The 17589-nt window shown below is 69.1% G+C and carries 10 protein-coding genes; 6 read left to right on the forward strand and 4 right to left on the reverse strand.

The genetic code is table 11. From position 1 onward, the window contains the following. From HYV14_10440 to HYV14_10450, 3 genes are all read right to left on the reverse strand, one after another. The coding region (locus HYV14_10440) for a hypothetical protein (GenBank protein MBI2386418.1) at nucleotides 1–2147 on the reverse strand (2147 nt) is incomplete at its 3' end. Between the two features lie 98 nt (nucleotides 2148–2245). Next, nucleotides 2246–3466 (reverse strand): hypothetical protein, encoded by a 1221-nt coding sequence (locus HYV14_10445; GenBank protein MBI2386419.1) that lies wholly within the window; start codon nucleotides 3464–3466, stop codon nucleotides 2246–2248. Nucleotides 3467–3684: 218 nt separating this feature from the next. Continuing rightward, nucleotides 3685–8289 (reverse strand): hypothetical protein, encoded by a 4605-nt coding sequence (locus tag HYV14_10450; protein ID MBI2386420.1) that lies wholly within the window; start codon nucleotides 8287–8289, stop codon nucleotides 3685–3687. A 178-nt stretch (nucleotides 8290–8467) separates the two neighbouring features. Here HYV14_10450 and HYV14_10455 point away from each other — a divergent pair, with 178 nt between their 5' ends. From HYV14_10455 to HYV14_10480, 6 genes are all read left to right on the forward strand, one after another. Continuing rightward, nucleotides 8468–11821, forward strand: coding sequence for an ERAP1-like C-terminal domain-containing protein (locus tag HYV14_10455; GenBank protein ID MBI2386421.1), 3354 nt, complete (start codon nucleotides 8468–8470; stop codon nucleotides 11819–11821). A gap of 5 nt (nucleotides 11822–11826) precedes the next feature. Beyond that, nucleotides 11827–12990, forward strand: a complete 1164-nt coding sequence (locus HYV14_10460; GenBank protein MBI2386422.1) for a hypothetical protein — start codon at nucleotides 11827–11829, stop codon at nucleotides 12988–12990. A gap of 94 nt (nucleotides 12991–13084) precedes the next feature. After that, nucleotides 13085–14437, forward strand: a complete 1353-nt coding sequence (locus tag HYV14_10465; protein ID MBI2386423.1) for a hypothetical protein — start codon at nucleotides 13085–13087, stop codon at nucleotides 14435–14437. A 23-nt stretch (nucleotides 14438–14460) separates the two neighbouring features. After that, nucleotides 14461–15264, forward strand: a complete 804-nt coding sequence (locus HYV14_10470) for a hypothetical protein (protein ID MBI2386424.1) — start codon at nucleotides 14461–14463, stop codon at nucleotides 15262–15264. Nucleotides 15265–15275: 11 nt separating this feature from the next. Beyond that, the gene (locus HYV14_10475; protein MBI2386425.1) at nucleotides 15276–15875 is read left to right on the forward strand and encodes a hypothetical protein; all 600 of its coding nucleotides are present in this window, start codon (nucleotides 15276–15278) and stop codon (nucleotides 15873–15875) included. A gap of 62 nt (nucleotides 15876–15937) precedes the next feature. Further along, nucleotides 15938–16300, forward strand: a complete 363-nt coding sequence (locus HYV14_10480; protein ID MBI2386426.1) for a cupin domain-containing protein — start codon at nucleotides 15938–15940, stop codon at nucleotides 16298–16300. On the opposite strand, the gene HYV14_10485 is transcribed toward HYV14_10480, so the two are convergent. Beyond that, nucleotides 16297–17523, reverse strand: a complete 1227-nt coding sequence (locus HYV14_10485) for an adenosine deaminase family protein (GenBank protein MBI2386427.1) — start codon at nucleotides 17521–17523, stop codon at nucleotides 16297–16299. The genes HYV14_10480 and HYV14_10485 overlap by 4 nt on opposite strands. Between the last annotated feature and the right edge of the window lie 66 nt (nucleotides 17524–17589).

Here is a 17589-nt window from a genome sequence, read left to right on the forward strand (position 1 = left end):
AAAGTCTTCTCGGAGATGGCCAGCTGCTCCTTGGTCAACAGCGTCGACGCGTCGACCGTCTTCTTCTGGTTGAGCAGCGACTCGGCCATGACGTCGTTGAGCGGGTCGCTGTCGGAGAGGATCGCGGTCACCGAGCGGTCGAGCTCGGCGGACTGCGCCTCCTGCTTCTCGATCTGCAGGCGGAGCTTCTCGACGAGCGTCGAGGCCTCCTGCACCTTGCGGTTGTACACCGGCTTCTGGGCGTTGAGCTGGTCGATGATGCGCTGCGCCATCACCTCGGGCGTCTCCAGCTTCTTGACGCCGAGGCCGAAGATGCCGAGCGCGGCGTTCCAGGCCCGGGCCAGCAGGTTGCGGAACGGCGCGGAGACCGCGGCGATCACCGCGATCACGGCCGCGCCGATGCCGAGCTCGAGGAGCAGGCCGCCAGCGGCGGGCTTGTCGTCGTTGCTCGCGGGCTTGTCCTTCTTGAAGATCGTCTTGAAGCCGAGGTCGAGGACGCTCGCGACGAGCGCCGAGACGCCGAGGGTGATCGCGATCGCGGGAGAGGCGAGCGCGAAGCCGGCGTAGCCGGCGAGGCCGACGAGCGCGACGCCCACGCCGGCGCCGATGACGCCGCCGAGGATGGCGATGCCCGCGGTCTTGGCGCCCGAGGTCTTCATGACCTTCTCGGCGAACACGCCGCCGGCGACGGCGCCGATGGAGCCCATCGGGATCACGAGGCCCGAGACGGCGGAGGCCGCGAGGATCATGGCGATCCAGCCCGTGTTCAGGCCGGCCCACACGCCGATGACGACGTTGACGGCGATGCCGACGGCCTTGAGCGTGCTGACGACGCCGCCGCCCGCCGCGCCCTTGTCCTTCTGAGCCTGCTCGATGGCCGCCTTGCGGCGCGCGAGCTCGTCCTTGATCTCCTGCGACTTGAGGGAATCCTTGGCCTTCTTGAGGATCTGGTCGGGGTTCGACTCCACGGAGTCGACGGTGCCCTTGGCGTCGGCCACCTTGTCGTTGACCGCGTCCTCGAACTTGTCCATGTTGTCCTTGAGGTCCCCGACCTGGAAGCCGCCCTTGAGCTCGGCGATCTGCTTCTGGATGTCGGCGGCGGCGGACTTGGTGAGGCCGGCCTGGATCTTGGCGATGGTCTCCTCGCGCTCGGAGAAGAAGCGGGCGCGCTCGTCCTTGATGGACACGAGCGTCGCCTCGGCGAGGACGATCTGCTCTTGGCTGGCGGCGATTGACGCCGCCAGGGTCTTCTGCTGGTTGATCATCCCCGAGGCCATGATGTCGTTGGCCGGGTCGGAGTCGGAGAGGAGCGCGGTGATGCCCTGCTCGAGCTCGGCGACCTTCTTGGTCTCGCCTTCGACCTGGAGCTTGAGCTTTTCGACCAAGGTCGAGGCTTCCTGCACCTTGCGGTTGTAGACGGGCTTGGCGGCGTTGAGCTGGTCGATGATGCGCTGCGCCATGACCTCGGGCGTCTCCAGCTTCTTGACGCCGATGCCGAGCATGCCGAGGACGGCGTTCCAGGCGCGCTTGACGAGGCTCACGATCGCGAGCTCGCCGGCGGCGCGGCCCTTCGCGAGGGCGGCGTTCCGGATGGACGCGGGCGACTTGGCGGAGACGGCCTCGGCGCGGGAGAGGCCGGTTCGATTCGCCAGAGGCGAATCGCTCGCGGCGGACCGGCCGAGGACCTCGAGGGACTCGGAGCCGGCGGCGAGGGAGTTCTCGAACAGGGCGTTCAAGGCGGCGCCCTTCTCGGCGACTCCGACCTTGGCGTCGCGGGACTCGATCACGGACAGCGGCGAGCCCTTGGGCGTCGCGGGGACGGACTTCGCGGCGGCGGACAGCGGCCGGTCGGCGAGGGAGGCGGGGACGGGCGCCAGCGAGACGGGGGAGGCGATGGCGGGCAGGACCGGCGCCGGGGCGAGCGTCAGGCTCGGGGAGAGGAGGGCGGCGGGGGTGAGGGACGGCGTGTTAAAGGAAGAAGCGCCGGGGACGGGGCTGTTGAGCCCGGTTCCGATCGCCGGGGTCACGCTCACGCCGGTGACGGGGCCGCGCGTGAGCGTCTGCGCCGCCGCGTCCAAGGTGAGGTGTCCGGGTCCGGCCACGAGGACGGCGGCCGACACGATCGAGGCGAGTGACTTCTTGAACATCAGGGTGATCCTCCGGGAATCGGTTTCGGGGCTTATTCTACTGCGTACCGTCTTTTTCGGCATGAGACTCTAGGTGTCATTTCAGGAATCTAATAGGCCTAGGAAATCTGGGACCCTGGCGCCGGCGCTCTGGGTCCTGCGGCCAGGCGCGCGGCGACCTCGTGGGCGTGCAGATGGCCGACGACGACGTGCGCGGTCTTGGCGCCCGTCGCGGCGGCGTGCGCGGCGGCGGCGTCGGCGATGGCGCGCGAGCGGACGGAGAAGGCGTCCTCCGAGGCTCCGAGGGGCTGGGGGAGCTCCAGGCCCCGCAGGACCTCGAGATCGGGCTTGGCGACGAAGAAATGGCGCGCCTCGTCGGCGTACTGGTCGGCGATGTCCTCGAGGCCCTCGGCGCGGGCGCCCGCGGCCAGCATGCGGCGCTTCCAGGCCATCAGGGGCAGGCCGCCCGAGAGTATGAGCCAGGCGAGCCCGCCGGACAGCGGCAGGAGGATCCAAGCGAACGGCGACGCGGGCGAGACGATCACCCATGCCAGGGCGGCGAGGGTCGAGCCGGGAGCGACGGCCCAGTCGATGGCGCGCTTCAGAAGGAGGGCCGCGCGCGTCAAGCCCGGGGCGGCGGGGACCACCTTCGCGGGAGCGCCGGAGGCGGAGGCGTGGTCGAGCGTCTCGAGGCCTGCCTTGTACCCGTAATAAGCGGGAAGGTTCTGCTCGGAGTAGACGGCGTGGCCGGCGGCCAAGGCGCGTCGGACCGTGGACAGCACGGCCCCGCGGCGGGGCGCGCCGTACTTCCCGTGGGCGACGCCGTGCACGAAAAAGACGGTCCCGTCGCGCTCCACGGTCAGAGCCGGGACGGAGAAGGTCTTGTCCACGGCGAACGGCGAGGGGAGGGAGGAGGAGGTCTTGCGCCAGAGGCGGGTCAATAAGAAGCGGAACTCGGCTTCTTGAGAAACGGCGAGGGAGGATTCCTTGGAGCCGAGGACGCCCAGCGAGGAAAGGCGGGCCGCGGCGTCGGAGGGGGACTGAGAGAGGGAGAGGGCTTGGGCGAGCGCCGCCGCGTCCACGCCGCGGGCGGCGGCGCGGGAAAGCACCTCGCGCGAGGCGGGGAAGGAGCCGTCGAAGAGGGCGTCCAGCTCGAGAGACGGAGTCTCAGCGGGGGCCGATGCGGGAGCGGCTTGGCGTGAGGACTTCCATTCAGCGACGGATTTCGCCGCTTCGCGGCGGACGTCGTCGGCTTTGGCGGCGGACGGTTTGATCGAAACGGATAACGACGACGGCAACGGAGTTTGAACGGCGATGGAGGGGCGCGGCAGGACAGGCAAAACAACGGAATTCGGCGTGGGGGAAACGGCGGGCGATAAAGAAGGCGACAACGACAAAGACGTCAACGGCAACGGCGTGGAGGACTCGTTCAGACGGTCCATTCCGACGACCGGTACCGCGCCGATCGACGGGGGCTTAACGGCTATTCCGACTCGTACCTGCGCCGCGGCTGGCGCCGCGGCGGACGTCAATAGAACGGCGACGGCGAGGAACTTCCTCACCAACTGGAGGAGCCGCCGCCTGAGCTTGAACCGCCCCAGCTGGAGCCGCCGCCGCTTGAGCCGCTCGAGGAGCGACGGCTATCCTCTTCGCTTCGGCGACGGCGATCATCCTCTTCTTGCTGGCGCCTGCGCCGCTCTTCTTCCTGGCGGCGGCGCTCTTCTTCTTCCTCGCGCCTGCGGCGAGAGACTTCGGCCTCGGCGGTTTGGATCGCTGAAATCGCCGCGCTGCGCGCGGCTTCGGCGTAACGGATAGCCCCGTCATAATCGCCGCTGTTGAGGGCGGACTTGGCGGAGTTCAGCGAACCGGAGCCGGGGGAGCCGGGAACGGAAACCCCATAGGAACCGGTCCAGTTCGTGGCCTCGCGGACCTTGTGCGCGGCGTTCGAGATGACTTCGGTCGCGCGGGCGGCGGCGGCGATCTCGCCCTTCAGCGAAGCCGCGACGTGCGCCGCCTGGGCCGTGATGCGGTCGGCTTCCGCGTCGACCTTCGGCCACTCGCCGTGCTCGACCCGGGAGGCGGCCAAGGCGGACTCGTACGCGGAGCGGAGATTGGCGAGCTCCCTCAACGCGCTCGTGATCGCGGGGCTGTCGGCGACGCCGTCGCCCTGGGCTTCCTGGGCCAGCCGGGCGGCGGAGCCGAGTTGGGCGTCGGCGGCCTTCAGGCTGCGCACGACTTCCGCGTACGCGTCGCGGTCGTTGTTGAGCCTGACCCAGAGCTGGTCGAGCCCGGCGGAGACCGCGGCGATGGCGGCCGCGACCTTGAACGGGTCGCCCTTCTTCATATCGCTGGCGCTCCGCGCCTCGCCGAGGGACTTGACGGAGTCGGCGTAGGCCGCCATCGTCGGGCGCATCGTGCGCTTGTCGTCGGGGATCTCGGTCTTCCAGGAGCGGACCTTGGCCTCGAGCTTCTCGAGGAAGGCGCCGTTGTCGACGACGGCCTTGTCGAGGCGCGCCCGCTTCTCGGCGATCTCGTCGAGCCGGCTCTGCGCGATCGACTCGTGCGCCATCGCCTGGTCGAGCAAAGACGCCGCCTCGAGGAGCTTGGCCTCGCGGAACTGCCGCACGGCCTTCTCGCGCTTGGCCTTGGCCGCGTCGATCGCGACCTGGGCCTCGTCGACGTTGTCGTCGATCGTGCCGTTGGAGTTCGGGTGGGAGACGTCGCCCGCGGCGAGGCCGAGGGTGGAGGCGGCGAAGTCGCGCTTGATCGTCTTGAGGACCTCGGCCCTCTCGGGGAGCAGGGCGTCGAGACGCTGGGCCTCGGCGATGCGGCCGGCGACGTCGCCGTCCTGCTCCTTCAACGACTGAAGAGACGCGGAGACGATGGCGTCGGCCTGGGCGACGAGGTCCGCGCCGAGCTTCTGCGACGCCTCGGCTTCGGCGAGCTTGCCTTCGCCGAGCTTGGCGGAGGCCTCGTCGAGCGCCACGGCGGCGGCGGTCAGGCGCTCGGTCGGGTCGTTCTTGGCCTCGCGCAGCATGACGTCCGCCTCGAGGCCGAGGCGGGAGGCGGCCTGGGAGCGCGCGGCCTCGACGGCCGCGGCCGACTTCACGGCCTCGGCGCGCGACGCGGCGATCCGGCTCAGGCCGTTCTTGGCCTTGGCCAGGCTCGCCGCGCGCTCCGCGTACGCGGCCTGGAGGGAAGCGAGGCCCTTGGCCCCGTCGCTCTGGGCGAGGGAGGAGGCGAGCTTGGAGGCCCGCGCGTCGAGCGCCGCGCGGTCGTCGGCGATCCACTTGGTTCCGACGGAAGCCGCGGTCAGCGCCGCGACGATGGGGTCCGTCACGGCGAGCTCGTCCCGGTACATCGACAGCGCCAGCTCGGCGAGCGACTTTGAATCCGCGGCCATGCGCCCGGCCAGCGCGCCTTGCCCCTTCATCGCGCCGATAGGGTTCTTCGCGGCCTTGCCGCGCGCGGCGGCCAAGGTCTCCTTCGCCTGGGGGAGGATGGAGGCGGCCAGCTCCGGGAGTCTGAAGAAGGCGCCGGAGGCGGCTTCGGCGGCCTTCTTCGCGGCGGCGGCGATCGCGGCCTCGGTGGCGTCGAACGCCGCGCCGTAGCCGGTGGACGCCTTCTCGATCTCGTCGAGAGCCGCGACGGCTGATCTCGACGTCGCGTTGAACTTGGCCATCACGCTCTCGAAGTTCTCGGAGACGGGGGCGTAGTCCTTCGCCTCGCCGTACAGGTCGCCGCGCCAATCGCTCTTCTTCTCGAACAGCGCGTCGAAGCCGTCCTCGGGCTTGAAGGTCAGCGGCTCGGCGGCGAGCATGGCCTCGGCCTTCAGGTAGCGCGAGGGCCAGAGCTGGTTGACGATCCAGCCGAGCGTCATCGCCTTGGGGCGGACGAGCGCGGTCGCCCGGTCGTGGATGTTGCGCGCCATCGCGAGGTACAGCTTCGCGCGGCCCGCGTCCTGGCGGACCTTCGCCGCGGCGGCGTCGGTCTCGTCCTCCCAGCCGCGGGACTTCTCTCCGGAGATCGGCCCGACGTACACGTCCATGCGCTTGTCGAGCTCGTCGATGACGGCGTCGAGCTTGGTCTCCAGGATTGCGTCCCACTTCGTGAGCTCGGCCTCGGCCTTGCCGCGGGCCTTGCGGGCGCGCCAGTTGAGGAAGGCGCTCGTGCCGGCCGTGCCGAGCCCGAGCAGGATCCAGAAGATCATCGCCAGCATCGCGTTGCGGCTCGCGTCGGCGTCGGCGTCGGCGATCGAGCGCTCCGCGTTGGCGAGCGCCGACTTCGCGCTCTGCAGCTGGGAGGACCAGGTCGAGGCGCCGAGGTCGCGCGCCTCCCGGGCCTCGCGCAGGGACTGCTTCGCGGTCACGAGGTCGGTCGACGCGGAGCCGGCGCGCTCGCGGGACTCGAGCTGCGAGAGCACGGCCTCGGAGGCGGCGATCTGGTCGGCGCCGGCGGCGTGCTCGTTGAGGGCGGCCTGCACGCGGCGGGCCTCGGCGGCGACGGCGTCGGCGGCGGACTTGGCCCCGGACGGGTTGGCGGCCAGCGCGGACTCGGCGGAAGCGAGCTTCTCGCGCATCGCGCGCAGATCGGGGCGGGCCAGGTCGCCGGTCGCCTTGGGGTGGGCCTTCAGGAACGAGCCGGAGGCGCGCTCGAGAGCGTCCACCTCGCCGCGGACGGAGGCGATCAGGGACTTGCCCGCGTCGTAGTTCGACTGGTAGCTCGCCATCGAGGAGGACGCGTTCTGGGCGGCGGAGGACACCGCGCCCGCGAGGCGGGCGGCCTCGGCGTTGGACTTGGAGGCCAGGGCCTTCTCGGCGGCGGCGAGCTGGAGGCGCAGGGCGCCGAGGTCCGCGGCGCCGACGGTCGCGGCGGCGGACGGGTGCGAGCGGGTGAAGGCGGCGCGGGCCTTGGCGAGCTCCTCGAGGGAGGACTTCGCCGAGGCGACCGAGGACTTGGCGCTCTGGGAGGCGGAGGCGACGGCGGACTGGAGCTGGGAATCGACGTTCGTGACCGTCTCCTTCGCGGCGCCCATGATGTCGCCTCCGGCGCGCAGGCGGGCCTTCGCCCACTGGTCGAGGTTGCCGGGGAACTCGCGCTCGCCGTCGAGGCCGTTGACGCGCTGGGCCTCGGAGTTGCGCAGGAACAGCTTGCGCTGCTCCATGGTGATGACCAGGATCGAGCCGTCCTGGAGGCCGCTCGCCTCGTCGATCTGGGAGGAGAAGCCGTTCTTCTTGTAGATGCCCTGGCCGGCGCCGTACTCGACGGCGTCGTTGTCGTAGTGCGTGCGGCCCTCGGCGTCGCGGTAGGTCATGCCCGCGTTGCTCTGGATGATGATCACGGTCCAGTGCTTGTCGGCGAGCCACGAGGCGAGCTGGCGTTGGGAGCCGGCGTCGAGACCGGGGTTGCCGATGACGATGACCTTCGTCGCCGGCGTCCATTTCGCGATCGCGTCGTTGATGTCGGCGGCCTGCACGACCTGGGCGTGCTGCTGCGCGCCGAGCTGGGCCATCATCGTCGCGGCGGGGACGTTCGGAAGGGCGGCGGAGTGCTGGGCGATCGCGGGGCCGGCGACGGACATCGTCAAGGTGACGGCCATCATCGCGGTGACGGTGGCCCGCTTCAGGGCGTTCCACACCCGCTTCGGGGCGGCCGGGGCGGCGACGGCCTCGGGCGCGCGGCTCCCGAGGGCGGCGAACTCGGCGGCGACGGTCTTGAGGGACGCGGCGGCCTTGGCGGAGGCCTGGGCCTCGACGGACAAGGTCTTGACGGCGGTCTCGAGGCGGACGACGGCGGCCTCGCCGAGCGACTTGACGGCCTCGGCGCGGACGGCGGGCGTCACCGGCGCGGCGATGAGGGCGCGGGCGTAGACGGCGGCGGGGGAGACGTCGGCGGCCAAGGTCCTCAGGGTCTCGGGACGGACGGCGGCGGCCTCGATGGCCGTCACGACGGGGGCGACCGACGGGCTGAGCGCTCCAGTCAGGCCGGCGGACGCGGCGGGAAGGGCGGGGAGAGCGTTGACGGAGGGACCGGCGTTGATGCCCGCCGTCCCGACCGGGGCGGTCCCGGCGCGTCCGGCGGCGGCGCCTTCCTGCATCTGGGCGGTCGCGGGGCCGGCGGCGAGGAAGAGAGCGATATAAAGGGAAAGAGCGTGTTTGATCATAGCTCGAAGTATAACCGCAAGAGGGGGTCGAGCGGATGAGCCCTCGGGGCCCAAAAGCCTCAGGTAAGGGGACTAGGAATTATTGGGACTTTGAACTCATCTCTTGGGCCGAAAGTCTAAGCCTCGCGGGCCCCTAGGTCCCATATGAGCGTTGAAATCATTCGATAAAATAGGACGCATGACGAGGTTGATCGCCGTCGCCGTGGTCGTTTCATTGCCGTCGCCGTCGGCGGCTCAAGTGAAATCCGGTCTTCCCGTGAGTCCCGGTCATATTTCTTTGCCGTTCCAATCCGTCGGCGCCAACATGAGCGCCCCTTCCGTTCTGTCGTTCCCCTCCGCGCTCTCCATCACCCCCGCTTTGACCGCCGTTCCTTCTATAATGCCCTTCCCGGCCGTCGTCGTGATCCCTGCCGCCCCCGTCGCGGCCGCCCCCATCATGAAGAACGAACCCAAGCTCTCCGCCGCCAAGCCCTCCCTCGACGCGCTGACCGCCGGCCTCGCCGAGACTCCCGCCGCCGCCGCGGCCACCTTGAACCTCCACTTCGACGCCGCGAAGGGTCATGCCTGCGCCGCCTGCGCGGGCGACGAGGTCCCCTCCGGCGCCCCGTCCGCGCAAGCGCCGCTGCCCCCGTCCTCCGCGGGCCGTCTGTCGAAGACCGTGCTTCCGAGGACCTATGATCTTCGCTTGAGGCTCGATCCCGAGAACGCCGCGTTCACCGGCCGCGTCAAGATCTCCCTCGAATCGAAACAGCCCGCGCCGCGGCTCGTCCTTCACGCGCTCGACCTGTCGTTGACCTCGGTCGTCGTCGCCGGCCGCCGCCTGGACCCGTCGAAGATCGTCGTCGACGCGAAGGCCGAGACCGTGACCTTGCTCCTCGACGCGCCGCTCGAGGGCCGCGCCGAGGTCGAGATCGAGTACTCCGGCAAGATGAACGAGCTGATGCGCGGCCTGTACAAGTCGCGGGGCAAGAACGGGACCAAGGACGAGTCCTGGTCGTTCACCCATCTCGAGCCCACGCACGCGCGCCGCGTTCTTCCGTGCTTCGACGAGCCGTCGTTCAAAGCGGGCTTCAGGTTGACGTTGGACGTCCCCGCGGGGTTGACGCCGTTATCCAACATGCCGCCGGTCTCCGACGCGGTCCTCGACGGCCGCCGCGTCGTTTCTTTCCAGGAGACCCCTAAGATGTCGTCGTATCTCCTGGCCGTCTTCGCCGCCCGTCTCGAGCCCCGCACGCGCAAGGTCGGCAAGACCGTCCTGACCGTCTGGGCCGCGCCGGACCAGATCGCCCAGGCCGACTTCGCCCTCGACGCGGGCGAGAACGCGCTCAAGCGCCTGAACTCGTACTTCGGCCTCCCGTACATGCTGCCCAAGCTCGACATGGTCGCCGCGCCCGACTTCGCCTCGGGGGCCATGGAGAACTGGGGCGCGATCCTCTACCGCGACACGTCCTTGCTGATCGACCCGAGGCTGTCCTCCGACGCCGCCAAGCGCCGCGTCGCCGAGGTCGTCTGCCACGAGATCGTGCACCAGTGGTTCGGCAACCTTGTAACGATGGGCTGGTGGAACGACTTGTGGCTCAACGAGGCCTTCGCGACCTGGCTCGCCTACAAGGTCGTGGACTCGTGGAAGCCGGAGTGGAAGGTCTGGGACGAGTTCGACCAGGGGAAGCGCTCGCCGCTGTCCATCGACGCCCTGCCCGGCACGCGCCCGGTCCGCTCCGACGCGGCCACGCCCGCCGAGATCCAGGCCATGTTCGACCCGATGTCCTACCAGAAGGGCGGGGCGCTGCTGCGCATGGTCGAGGCGTATGTCGGCGAAGCCGCGTTCCGCAAGGGCGTGCAGGGCTACATGAGGCGCTTCGCGTATAAGAACGCGGAAGCGAAGGACCTCGCGAGGGAGCTCGAGCGCGCGTCGGGCAAGCCGGTGCGAAAGATGATGGATAAGTGGCTGAGCCAGGGGGGAGTCCCGGTCGTGTCGGTGACGGCCGAAGGCCGCGTCCTCACGCTGGCGCAGGAGCGGTTCTTCGCGTCAGACCTCAAGGCCGACACGAAGTGGTCCATCCCCGTCGTGGTGCGCTATCGCCTCAAGGGGGAGCGCAAGACGCGCACCGCCTCGGTGCTGTTGGATAAAGCAACGAAGAGGGTGACCTTGCCGGGCGCCGGCGAAATACTTTGGGTGTACCCGAACGCGAATGAGACCGGATACTACCGCTTCGCGCTGTCCCCCGAGCTGTTGTCCGCGGCGCTGTCGCGCCGCGGCGAACTTTCTCCGGTGGAGAGAGCGGGGCTTTTGAACAACTTGTGGGCCCAGGTCCGCGCCGGACGTATGCCGGTCGCGACTTTTCTCGATTCGCTCGCCGCGTTCCGCGGCGACGCTTCGCGACTGATCGTCGAGGACGCGTTCGGGTACCTGAAGACGATCCGTCAGGAATTGTCCGAAACCGACGCCGAGCGCGACGCGCTCGGCGTTTTTGCGACGGATTTCTTCGGGCCGCTCGAACAGAAGCTCGGGTGGGACAAGAAAAAAGGCGAGAGCCAGGAGACCACGTTGACCCGGCCGACGGTGCTCAACGCTCTCGCGCTTCTCGCGCCGAAGGCGCTCGACCAGGACCAGGTTTCGGCGCGTCTCGAGAAGTATCTCGCCGACCCTTCGTCGATCGACTCGTCCATCTCCGCCGTGGTCCTGACCGCCGCCGCGCGCCGCAACGACCCGGCGCTGTTCGACGCGTTCCGCGCGCGTCTCGCCGCGCCGAAGACGCCGGAGCAGAAGAGCCTGATGCTGCGCGCCCTCGCCGAGTTCTCGGAGCCGGCGCTGCTCGACCGGTATCTCGCGATGACGGTGTCGGACGAGATCCGCGCGCAGGACGCGTGGATGCCGTACGCCTGGCTCCTCTCGAACTCCGCGACGCGCGAGCGCGCGTGGTCCTTCGTGAAGGCGAACTGGAAGGCGCTGTCGGCCAAGGTCGGCCCGCGCGGCGGCACCCGCGTGATCGGCGCGGCCGGCGGCCTCGTCTCCGCCCCGTGGAAGTCCGAGGTGGAGTCGTTCTTCCGCGCGCCGGACAACGAGATCGAGATGGCGCGCAAGACGCTCGACCAGACGCTCGAGGCGATCGGCCTCGGCCTGCGCTTCAAGGACGGCCAGGCCTCCTCGTTCGCCGAGTGGTCGGGCCTGACGACGAACGGCGCGAGATTGTCGGCTCCGGGCTTCAAGGCCTTCGAGCGGCTGGCGGACCTCTGGAAGCTGACGGCGGCCGAGCGCCGCGCGGTCCTCGGCGTGGACGCGAGGACCTACGCGAGGTACCGGAAGTCGCCTTCCTCCCTGTCGCGCGCGTCGCTCGAGCGCGTCTCCCTGGCCCTCGGCGTGTACCGCCGCATCAACGAGATCCTGAGCGCGCCGGCTTCCAACGACTGGATCAAGAGCCCGAACAAGGCCTTCGGCGGAAGGTCCGCCCTCGACCTGATGGCACGCGACGCTCAGGGCCTGCGCGAGGTCCGCGACTACCTCCTCGGCGTCGGCGGCGGCTGGCTGTAGGTCATATGGCGACTGTTTCCGGAAACAGCCGCCGGTCCGGGAGACTCGCGCCGGCGCGAGTCTTCTTCGCGTTCGCGGCGCTGGGGCTGGTCGCGCCGGCGCCCGCGCAGGTCCTGACTCGGGTCCAGACGGGCGCCGTCCCGGTCCCGGGCCTCTCCGCTCCGGCGCTCGTCGCGCCCGCCGGCCTCCGGTCCCCGGTCCTCGCTCTGTCCGCCCCGTCCCTGGCGCCGGCCTTGGCGGCTCCCGCCGTCGCGATCCCCGCGCCGGTCGCCGTGCCCGCCGCCCTGCGTCCGTCCGCCGTTCCGGCCGCGCCCGAGCGCCCGAACCCTCTCGGCCAGCTGCGCGCCGCGCTCGTCGACTGGCTCAAGCCCGGCGTCGCCCCGTCCGATGACTCCGTCGCGGCGCCGGTCTCCGCCTACGTTCTCGACCTCGACGGCAACGCCTTCGGTCCCGGCTTCCCGACGAAGATCATCCTGTTCAAAAAAGGCGGCGACCAGGAGCTTCCCGTCCCGACCGCCCGCTTCGCCGTGATCGAGAAGAGCATCGGCGCGGACTTCGCCTACGGCGGCGTCAACCTCAGGGACTACGAGCTGCGCGGCGACGCCTCGTTCCGCGAGTTCTTCGGCCCGAAGTTCGCGGCCGACCTCAAGCACGCGGTCGAGAACCTTCCCGCCTCCGAGTGGCAGGGCCCGAGCTGGGGAGCGCTGGTCCGCGCGCTCAACGACCCTGTCCTCGCCGCTCACACCTACGTGCTGACCGCGCGCCAGCACACCTCCGAGCAGCTTCTCGACGGCTTCCGCTACCTCCAGTCCGCCGGCTACATCCGCTATCTGCCGAAGGTCGAGAACCTCCACGGCGTCGGCGGCACGCGCCGCACCGCGGAGCGCAAGGCCGAGCTGATGGCGGAGTTCATCGACGCCCTGCAGGCGTCGCCTCTCGGCGCGGACGGCGGCCGTCACGCCATCGGCTTCTCCGACGACACCTGGGCGAACTTCGAGAAGATGCGCGACGCGCTGACCGCGATCATGCGCCGGGAGCCGGGACGCTGGAGCAGGGTCAAGATCGTCCTGTTCTTCACGGGCTCGAACGATCTGTCCCATAGGCCCGAGGCAATCGTGCTCGAGGGCGACGGGACGACGCGGCCTTATCTGCCGGGCGAGCCGCGCTAGGGCGTGTCCCTCGCCGTCATATTCCCACCCAATCTTCGCGATATTTGTTATTTTACCCGCCTTCGTGCCGCCCCAGCGCGGGCGAGGAGGGCTCATGAACATTTTTCTAGCCGCGGTCTTGGCCGCGGCGCCGGCGGCCGCGTCGGACCTGACGATATTGGTGGCGGCGAAGGACACGCCGGCTTATGAGACGGCGAAGGCGAAGGCGGACGGGTCGGCGGTGGTTTCCGCCGGAAAGCTGGGTCCGGCCTTCGATAAGGCCGCCGAGCATCTGAACGCCTGCGGCGACTGCACGGTCACGATCAAGGTCGCCTCCGGCGAGCAGACGGGCAAGGGCGGAGTGCCGCACTGGCCTTTTCCGGAGGTGAAGGCTCCGGGCGCGGCCCTGCTCATCCTGGGCGGCTTCGACGCCTCTTTCGAGAAGCGCTCGCCGCTGGCCGCGCCGACGCGGCTCGTCGTGGGAGACTCGATGACGATGCCGGTCGTCAAGTTCGAGGGCCGCAAAGGCGCGGTCCTGAAGGAGCTGACTCTTTCAGGCTTCCTGATCGACTCGGGCGCGGCCAACCGCTACGACGCCAAGTCGAACTCGCTCAAGAAGGGAACCTCGCCCTCCTCGCCCCTGCTGGCTTTCGGCTACCTGACCGCCGAGCGCCTGACGATCGCGGACAATGTATTCTTGAACTCGTCGTCCGGCGTTTCCGAGCCCTTCCTGCGCCCGGCCGGCACCGAGGCCGAGGTCCTCGTGCGCAACAACGTGTTCCTCAACAACGTGTTCTGCTGGCGCGCGCGCTCGCCGTCCTCGAAGACCATGCTCAAGCGCTATCGCATCGAGGGCAACACGTTCGCGCGCAACTGGCCCTACAACCCCGACCCGGCGACCTCGAACCCGGGGACCCTCGAGATCGGCGACCGGTACACGGCCTCCTCGGTCGAGATCGTCGGCAACCTGTTCGCCCTCAACTACGGCGGGGCGATCTTCCCTCAATACGACGACAAGACGGGGCCGAAGGTCTCGATCCAGGACAACCTCTTCTTCGGCAACGGCGCTCTTTTCGGCGCGAAGAGCCCGGGCGCCGGAGCCGTGATCGGCAAGTTCAACCGCGCCGCCAAATACGCCGCGTACGACGCGGCGGACTTGGAGGACGACTTCTCCTGGAAGGTCTCCGGCAACGTCGCCCTCGATCCGAGGATCGAGATCGCGGTGGTCAAGACCAAGGCCGTCAACTATAAGGGCAGCGACCATCACGAGGCCGCCGAGGAGCCCGAGGAGGGCGTCGAGGCCGGCGCGGAGGGCGGCGAGGCGGCGCCCGAGGCCGCGGCCGACGGCGTGCCGATCGTGCCGATCAAGAACTACGCCCCGCGGCTCGAGCTCCCCGAGGGAGCCGTCCCCTTCCCGACCGAGCCGAAGGCCCGCCGCTACGGCGCCAGCCAGAGCCGCGTGCTTTAGAAACGAAGAAGCAAGGAGCCACCGTGAAAACAGCGATCATGTGCCTCATGCTGTCCGCCGTCCCCGCCGCCGCCGCCGTCATGTCCCCGAAGGAGTTCGAGACGGAGGCGAAGAAATGGGTCGAGGAAGCGAAGGCCGTCGCCAGTTTGGACTGCGCGGCGATGCACGACATCTGGTACGCGGGCTGCGCCGCGGACCTCGAAGGCGCCGCCGACCGCGACCTCGTCGAGGCCAAGGCCGCGGCGGACAAGGCCGGCTCGGCCATCCCGGGCAAGGTCCAGGCGGCCCTGAGCAAGTACAAGAGCAAGCTCGAGCCCTGGATGACGAAGAACAAGTCCAATCCGCCGACCTACCTCAAGCCTCTGGTGGCGGAGGTCGCGCATCAGCTGACCCGGGTCAACAACCTCGCGCTGAGCAAGCTTCGAGGCTCCAACCATCCGTGGTTCCAGCAGGCCGCGAAGTACGGGGTCAGCCAGCACAAGAACATGCAGGACATGCCCAAGTTCGGCTGCGTCGGCCAGGCTCAGCCGTTCAACGGCGCCCTGCCCGACTGCGTCAGTCCGGCGCAGTGCATGATCTACGAGTTCAAGCCCGACAACGACGCCGCTAAAAAGAAAGGCGAGGGGCAGCTCAGGGATTACAAGCCGAAGGTCGACGATTATTATCTTGATGCCATCAACAGCGGCAGCGTGAGCGTCCACGGCGGAGCGGCGGCGATCGCCGCGATCACCAAGAACTCGAAATGCTACTCCGGCGGAAAAGTCGCCTTCGGCGTCAAGGTCGAGCCGTACAAGATGTGCGTGTTCAGCTACAACTGCGGCAAGTAAGGAGAACCCCCATGAGAACGATCGCTCTTGCCGTCGCGGTCTCGTTGTCGCCCGCCGCGGCCGTCGCCGCCGCCCCGACGGACAAGGTCGTGACGGTGGACAAGCTCCCGTCCTCGACCGAGGAATTCGTCGCGCTGCGCGATTCGCTCGCCAAGACGCCGGAGGGAGGCGCGGCCGTTTTCGTGACCGCGATGCTGGTTTACGCCCAGGACAAGGCCTTGGGCGAGCCGCTGATGACCATGGCGATCGACCAGGGGCAGCTCACCAAGAGCAAGACGGGCTACAAGGGCTACGAGCCGGCGGCGGGCTTCAAGTTCCTGCTGCCGAAGCTCGAGAAGGACGCGCGCGTGGCGCGGTGCTACGCGGAGGGCGTCAAGACCGAGTCCGACTACGTCCTGCCGGCGCCGCCCTATCGCTTCCGGTTCAAGACCGACAAGCACGGCCCGCCCGGACCAGGGCAGGTCAAGCTCTTCGGGGTCTGCGCCGGCGCGGACACGCCGCGCCCGATCACGCTGAAGGTCAACGACAAGGGGCTGTGGAAGGCCAAGGAGGCGTCGAGCTTCTTCGTCGGCGTCGCGCCCGCGCCGTCGAAGGCCAAGGACGACCTCTAAATGAGGGTCGACGTCGAGATCCGCGGCTGGTACCCGGCCGAGAAGTAGTTCGAGGACAAGACATGGCCGTTCTCATCGACAAGCCGGTCCAAGTCGCCGCCGCGGGCAACAAGCCCAAGATCATCCGCGAGTTCATCGGGCGCGTCAGCTCCAAGACGGACAAGGCCAGCGTCGCGCGCATGTCGAGCCCCGCGGGGTGGGTCGAGCCCGGCCAGACGCCGGAGTTCGACGAATACACGGTCGTGATCTCCGGCACCCTCCGGGTCGAGACGCGCGAAAAGACCTTCCTCGTCAAGGAGGGGCAGGCCGTCATCATCCCGAAAGGCGAGTGGGTGCGCTACTCGACGCCGGGCGGCCCGTGCGAATACGTGGCCGTGTGCGTGCCCGCGTTCTCGCCCGACACCGTCCGCCGCGATCCCGGTTAAGACTTGGCGGCCGGGAAGTGCCGGGCGGCGAGGTAGTCGTAGCGCGCGGACACGGCCTTGACGAAGGCGCGCTTCTGCTCGAAGGTGCCGTGGAAGAACGCGCCCTTGAAGCCGGCGACGATCAGGCGCTTGAGCTCGAGGCGGCTGACCTTCGCGTGCGCGCACACGAGCCCGACCTCGCGCGACACGGTCGTGTTCGACACGAGGCGGTTGTCCGTGCAGATGGACACCGAGAGGCCGTGGTCGATCATCTGGCGGATCGGGTGCTTGTCGAGCGACTTGAGCGACGGGATCGTCTGCAGGTTGCTCGTGACGCAGACCTCGATGCCGATGCGCTGGCTGGCGAGGTAGTTCGCGAGGTCCTCGACGTAGCGCTTGCGGTCCTCGATCTTCGGGTCCTGGATCATGTCCTGGGCGAACAGGAAGGTGCCGTGGCCGATGCGGTTGGCGTGGCACTGCGTGATCGCCTGCCAGATGGACTCGGGGCCGTAGGCCTCGCCGGCGTGGACGGTCTTGCGCACGAAGTGGTTGTGGGCGTACTGATAAGCGGCCCAATGGTCGGCGGGAGGGTAGCCCGCCTCCTCGCCGGCGAGGTCGAAGCCGACGACGGGCAGGCCTTCCTGGGCGAGCTCGACGCCCGCGCGCGCGAGCTCGAGGGACGCCGCCGCGTATATCTCGTCCTTCGGCGCGTGCTCCATGAGGCGCAGCATGTCGGCGAAGTAAGGCGACATGCCTTTCTTGAAGCGGCGCATCGCGCAGAGGATCATGCCGTAATGGAAGGGGACGTCCTCGCCGGACTTCACGGCCTTGGAGCCGTTGTGCGCCTTGGCGCCGGCCGCGAGGCCCGCGGCGACGGCGCGCACGACGTCGCGCACGCCCGTCGTGCTCGTCACGTGAAGCTGCGGCGCGAAGCGCACCTCGATGTAGCGCACGCCCTCGGCGGCGTTGTCCTCGACGAGCTCCTGGGCGACGCGCGTCAGGTTCTCGAGGTCGGGGAGCACGGCGCAGGTGTACATGAACCCGTGCAGGTAATCCGGGAGGTCCTTATACGACTCCTTGAACACGAGCTTCCGAAGCCCCGCCTCGGAGTACGAGGGCAGCTTCACCTTCGCCTCGCGGGCGAGCTCGATCAGGGTCTTGAGCCGCAGCGAGCCGTCGAGGTGGAGGTGCAGGTCGGACTTGGGGATCGCGGCGATGAATTCGGGGGTGATTCGGTCTTTCATGCGCGATAGACTACCAAAATCATGCGTTATCACCGATGGTCATGAATGCTATTATCGGCCGGATGC

The organism is Elusimicrobiota bacterium (assembly GCA_016182905.1).
Lineage (GTDB): Bacteria > Elusimicrobiota > Elusimicrobia > UBA1565 > UBA9628 > GWA2-66-18.

Bases quoted from the DNA above. Each gene is read 5' to 3' on its own strand.
- HYV14_10450 (MBI2386420.1), bottom strand. From the start codon at position 8,289: ATGATCAAACACGCTCTTTCCCTTTATATCGCTCTCTTCCTCGCCGCC.
- HYV14_10465 (MBI2386423.1), top strand. From the start codon at position 13,085: ATGAACATTTTTCTAGCCGCGGTCTTGGCCGCGGCGCCGGCGGCCGCG.
- HYV14_10455 (MBI2386421.1), top strand. From the start codon at position 8,468: ATGACGAGGTTGATCGCCGTCGCCGTGGTCGTTTCATTGCCGTCGCCG.
- HYV14_10460 (MBI2386422.1), top strand. From the start codon at position 11,827: ATGGCGACTGTTTCCGGAAACAGCCGCCGGTCCGGGAGACTCGCGCCG.
- HYV14_10485 (MBI2386427.1), bottom strand. From the start codon at position 17,523: ATGAAAGACCGAATCACCCCCGAATTCATCGCCGCGATCCCCAAGTCC.
- HYV14_10475 (MBI2386425.1), top strand. From the start codon at position 15,276: ATGAGAACGATCGCTCTTGCCGTCGCGGTCTCGTTGTCGCCCGCCGCG.
- HYV14_10480 (MBI2386426.1), top strand. From the start codon at position 15,938: ATGGCCGTTCTCATCGACAAGCCGGTCCAAGTCGCCGCCGCGGGCAAC.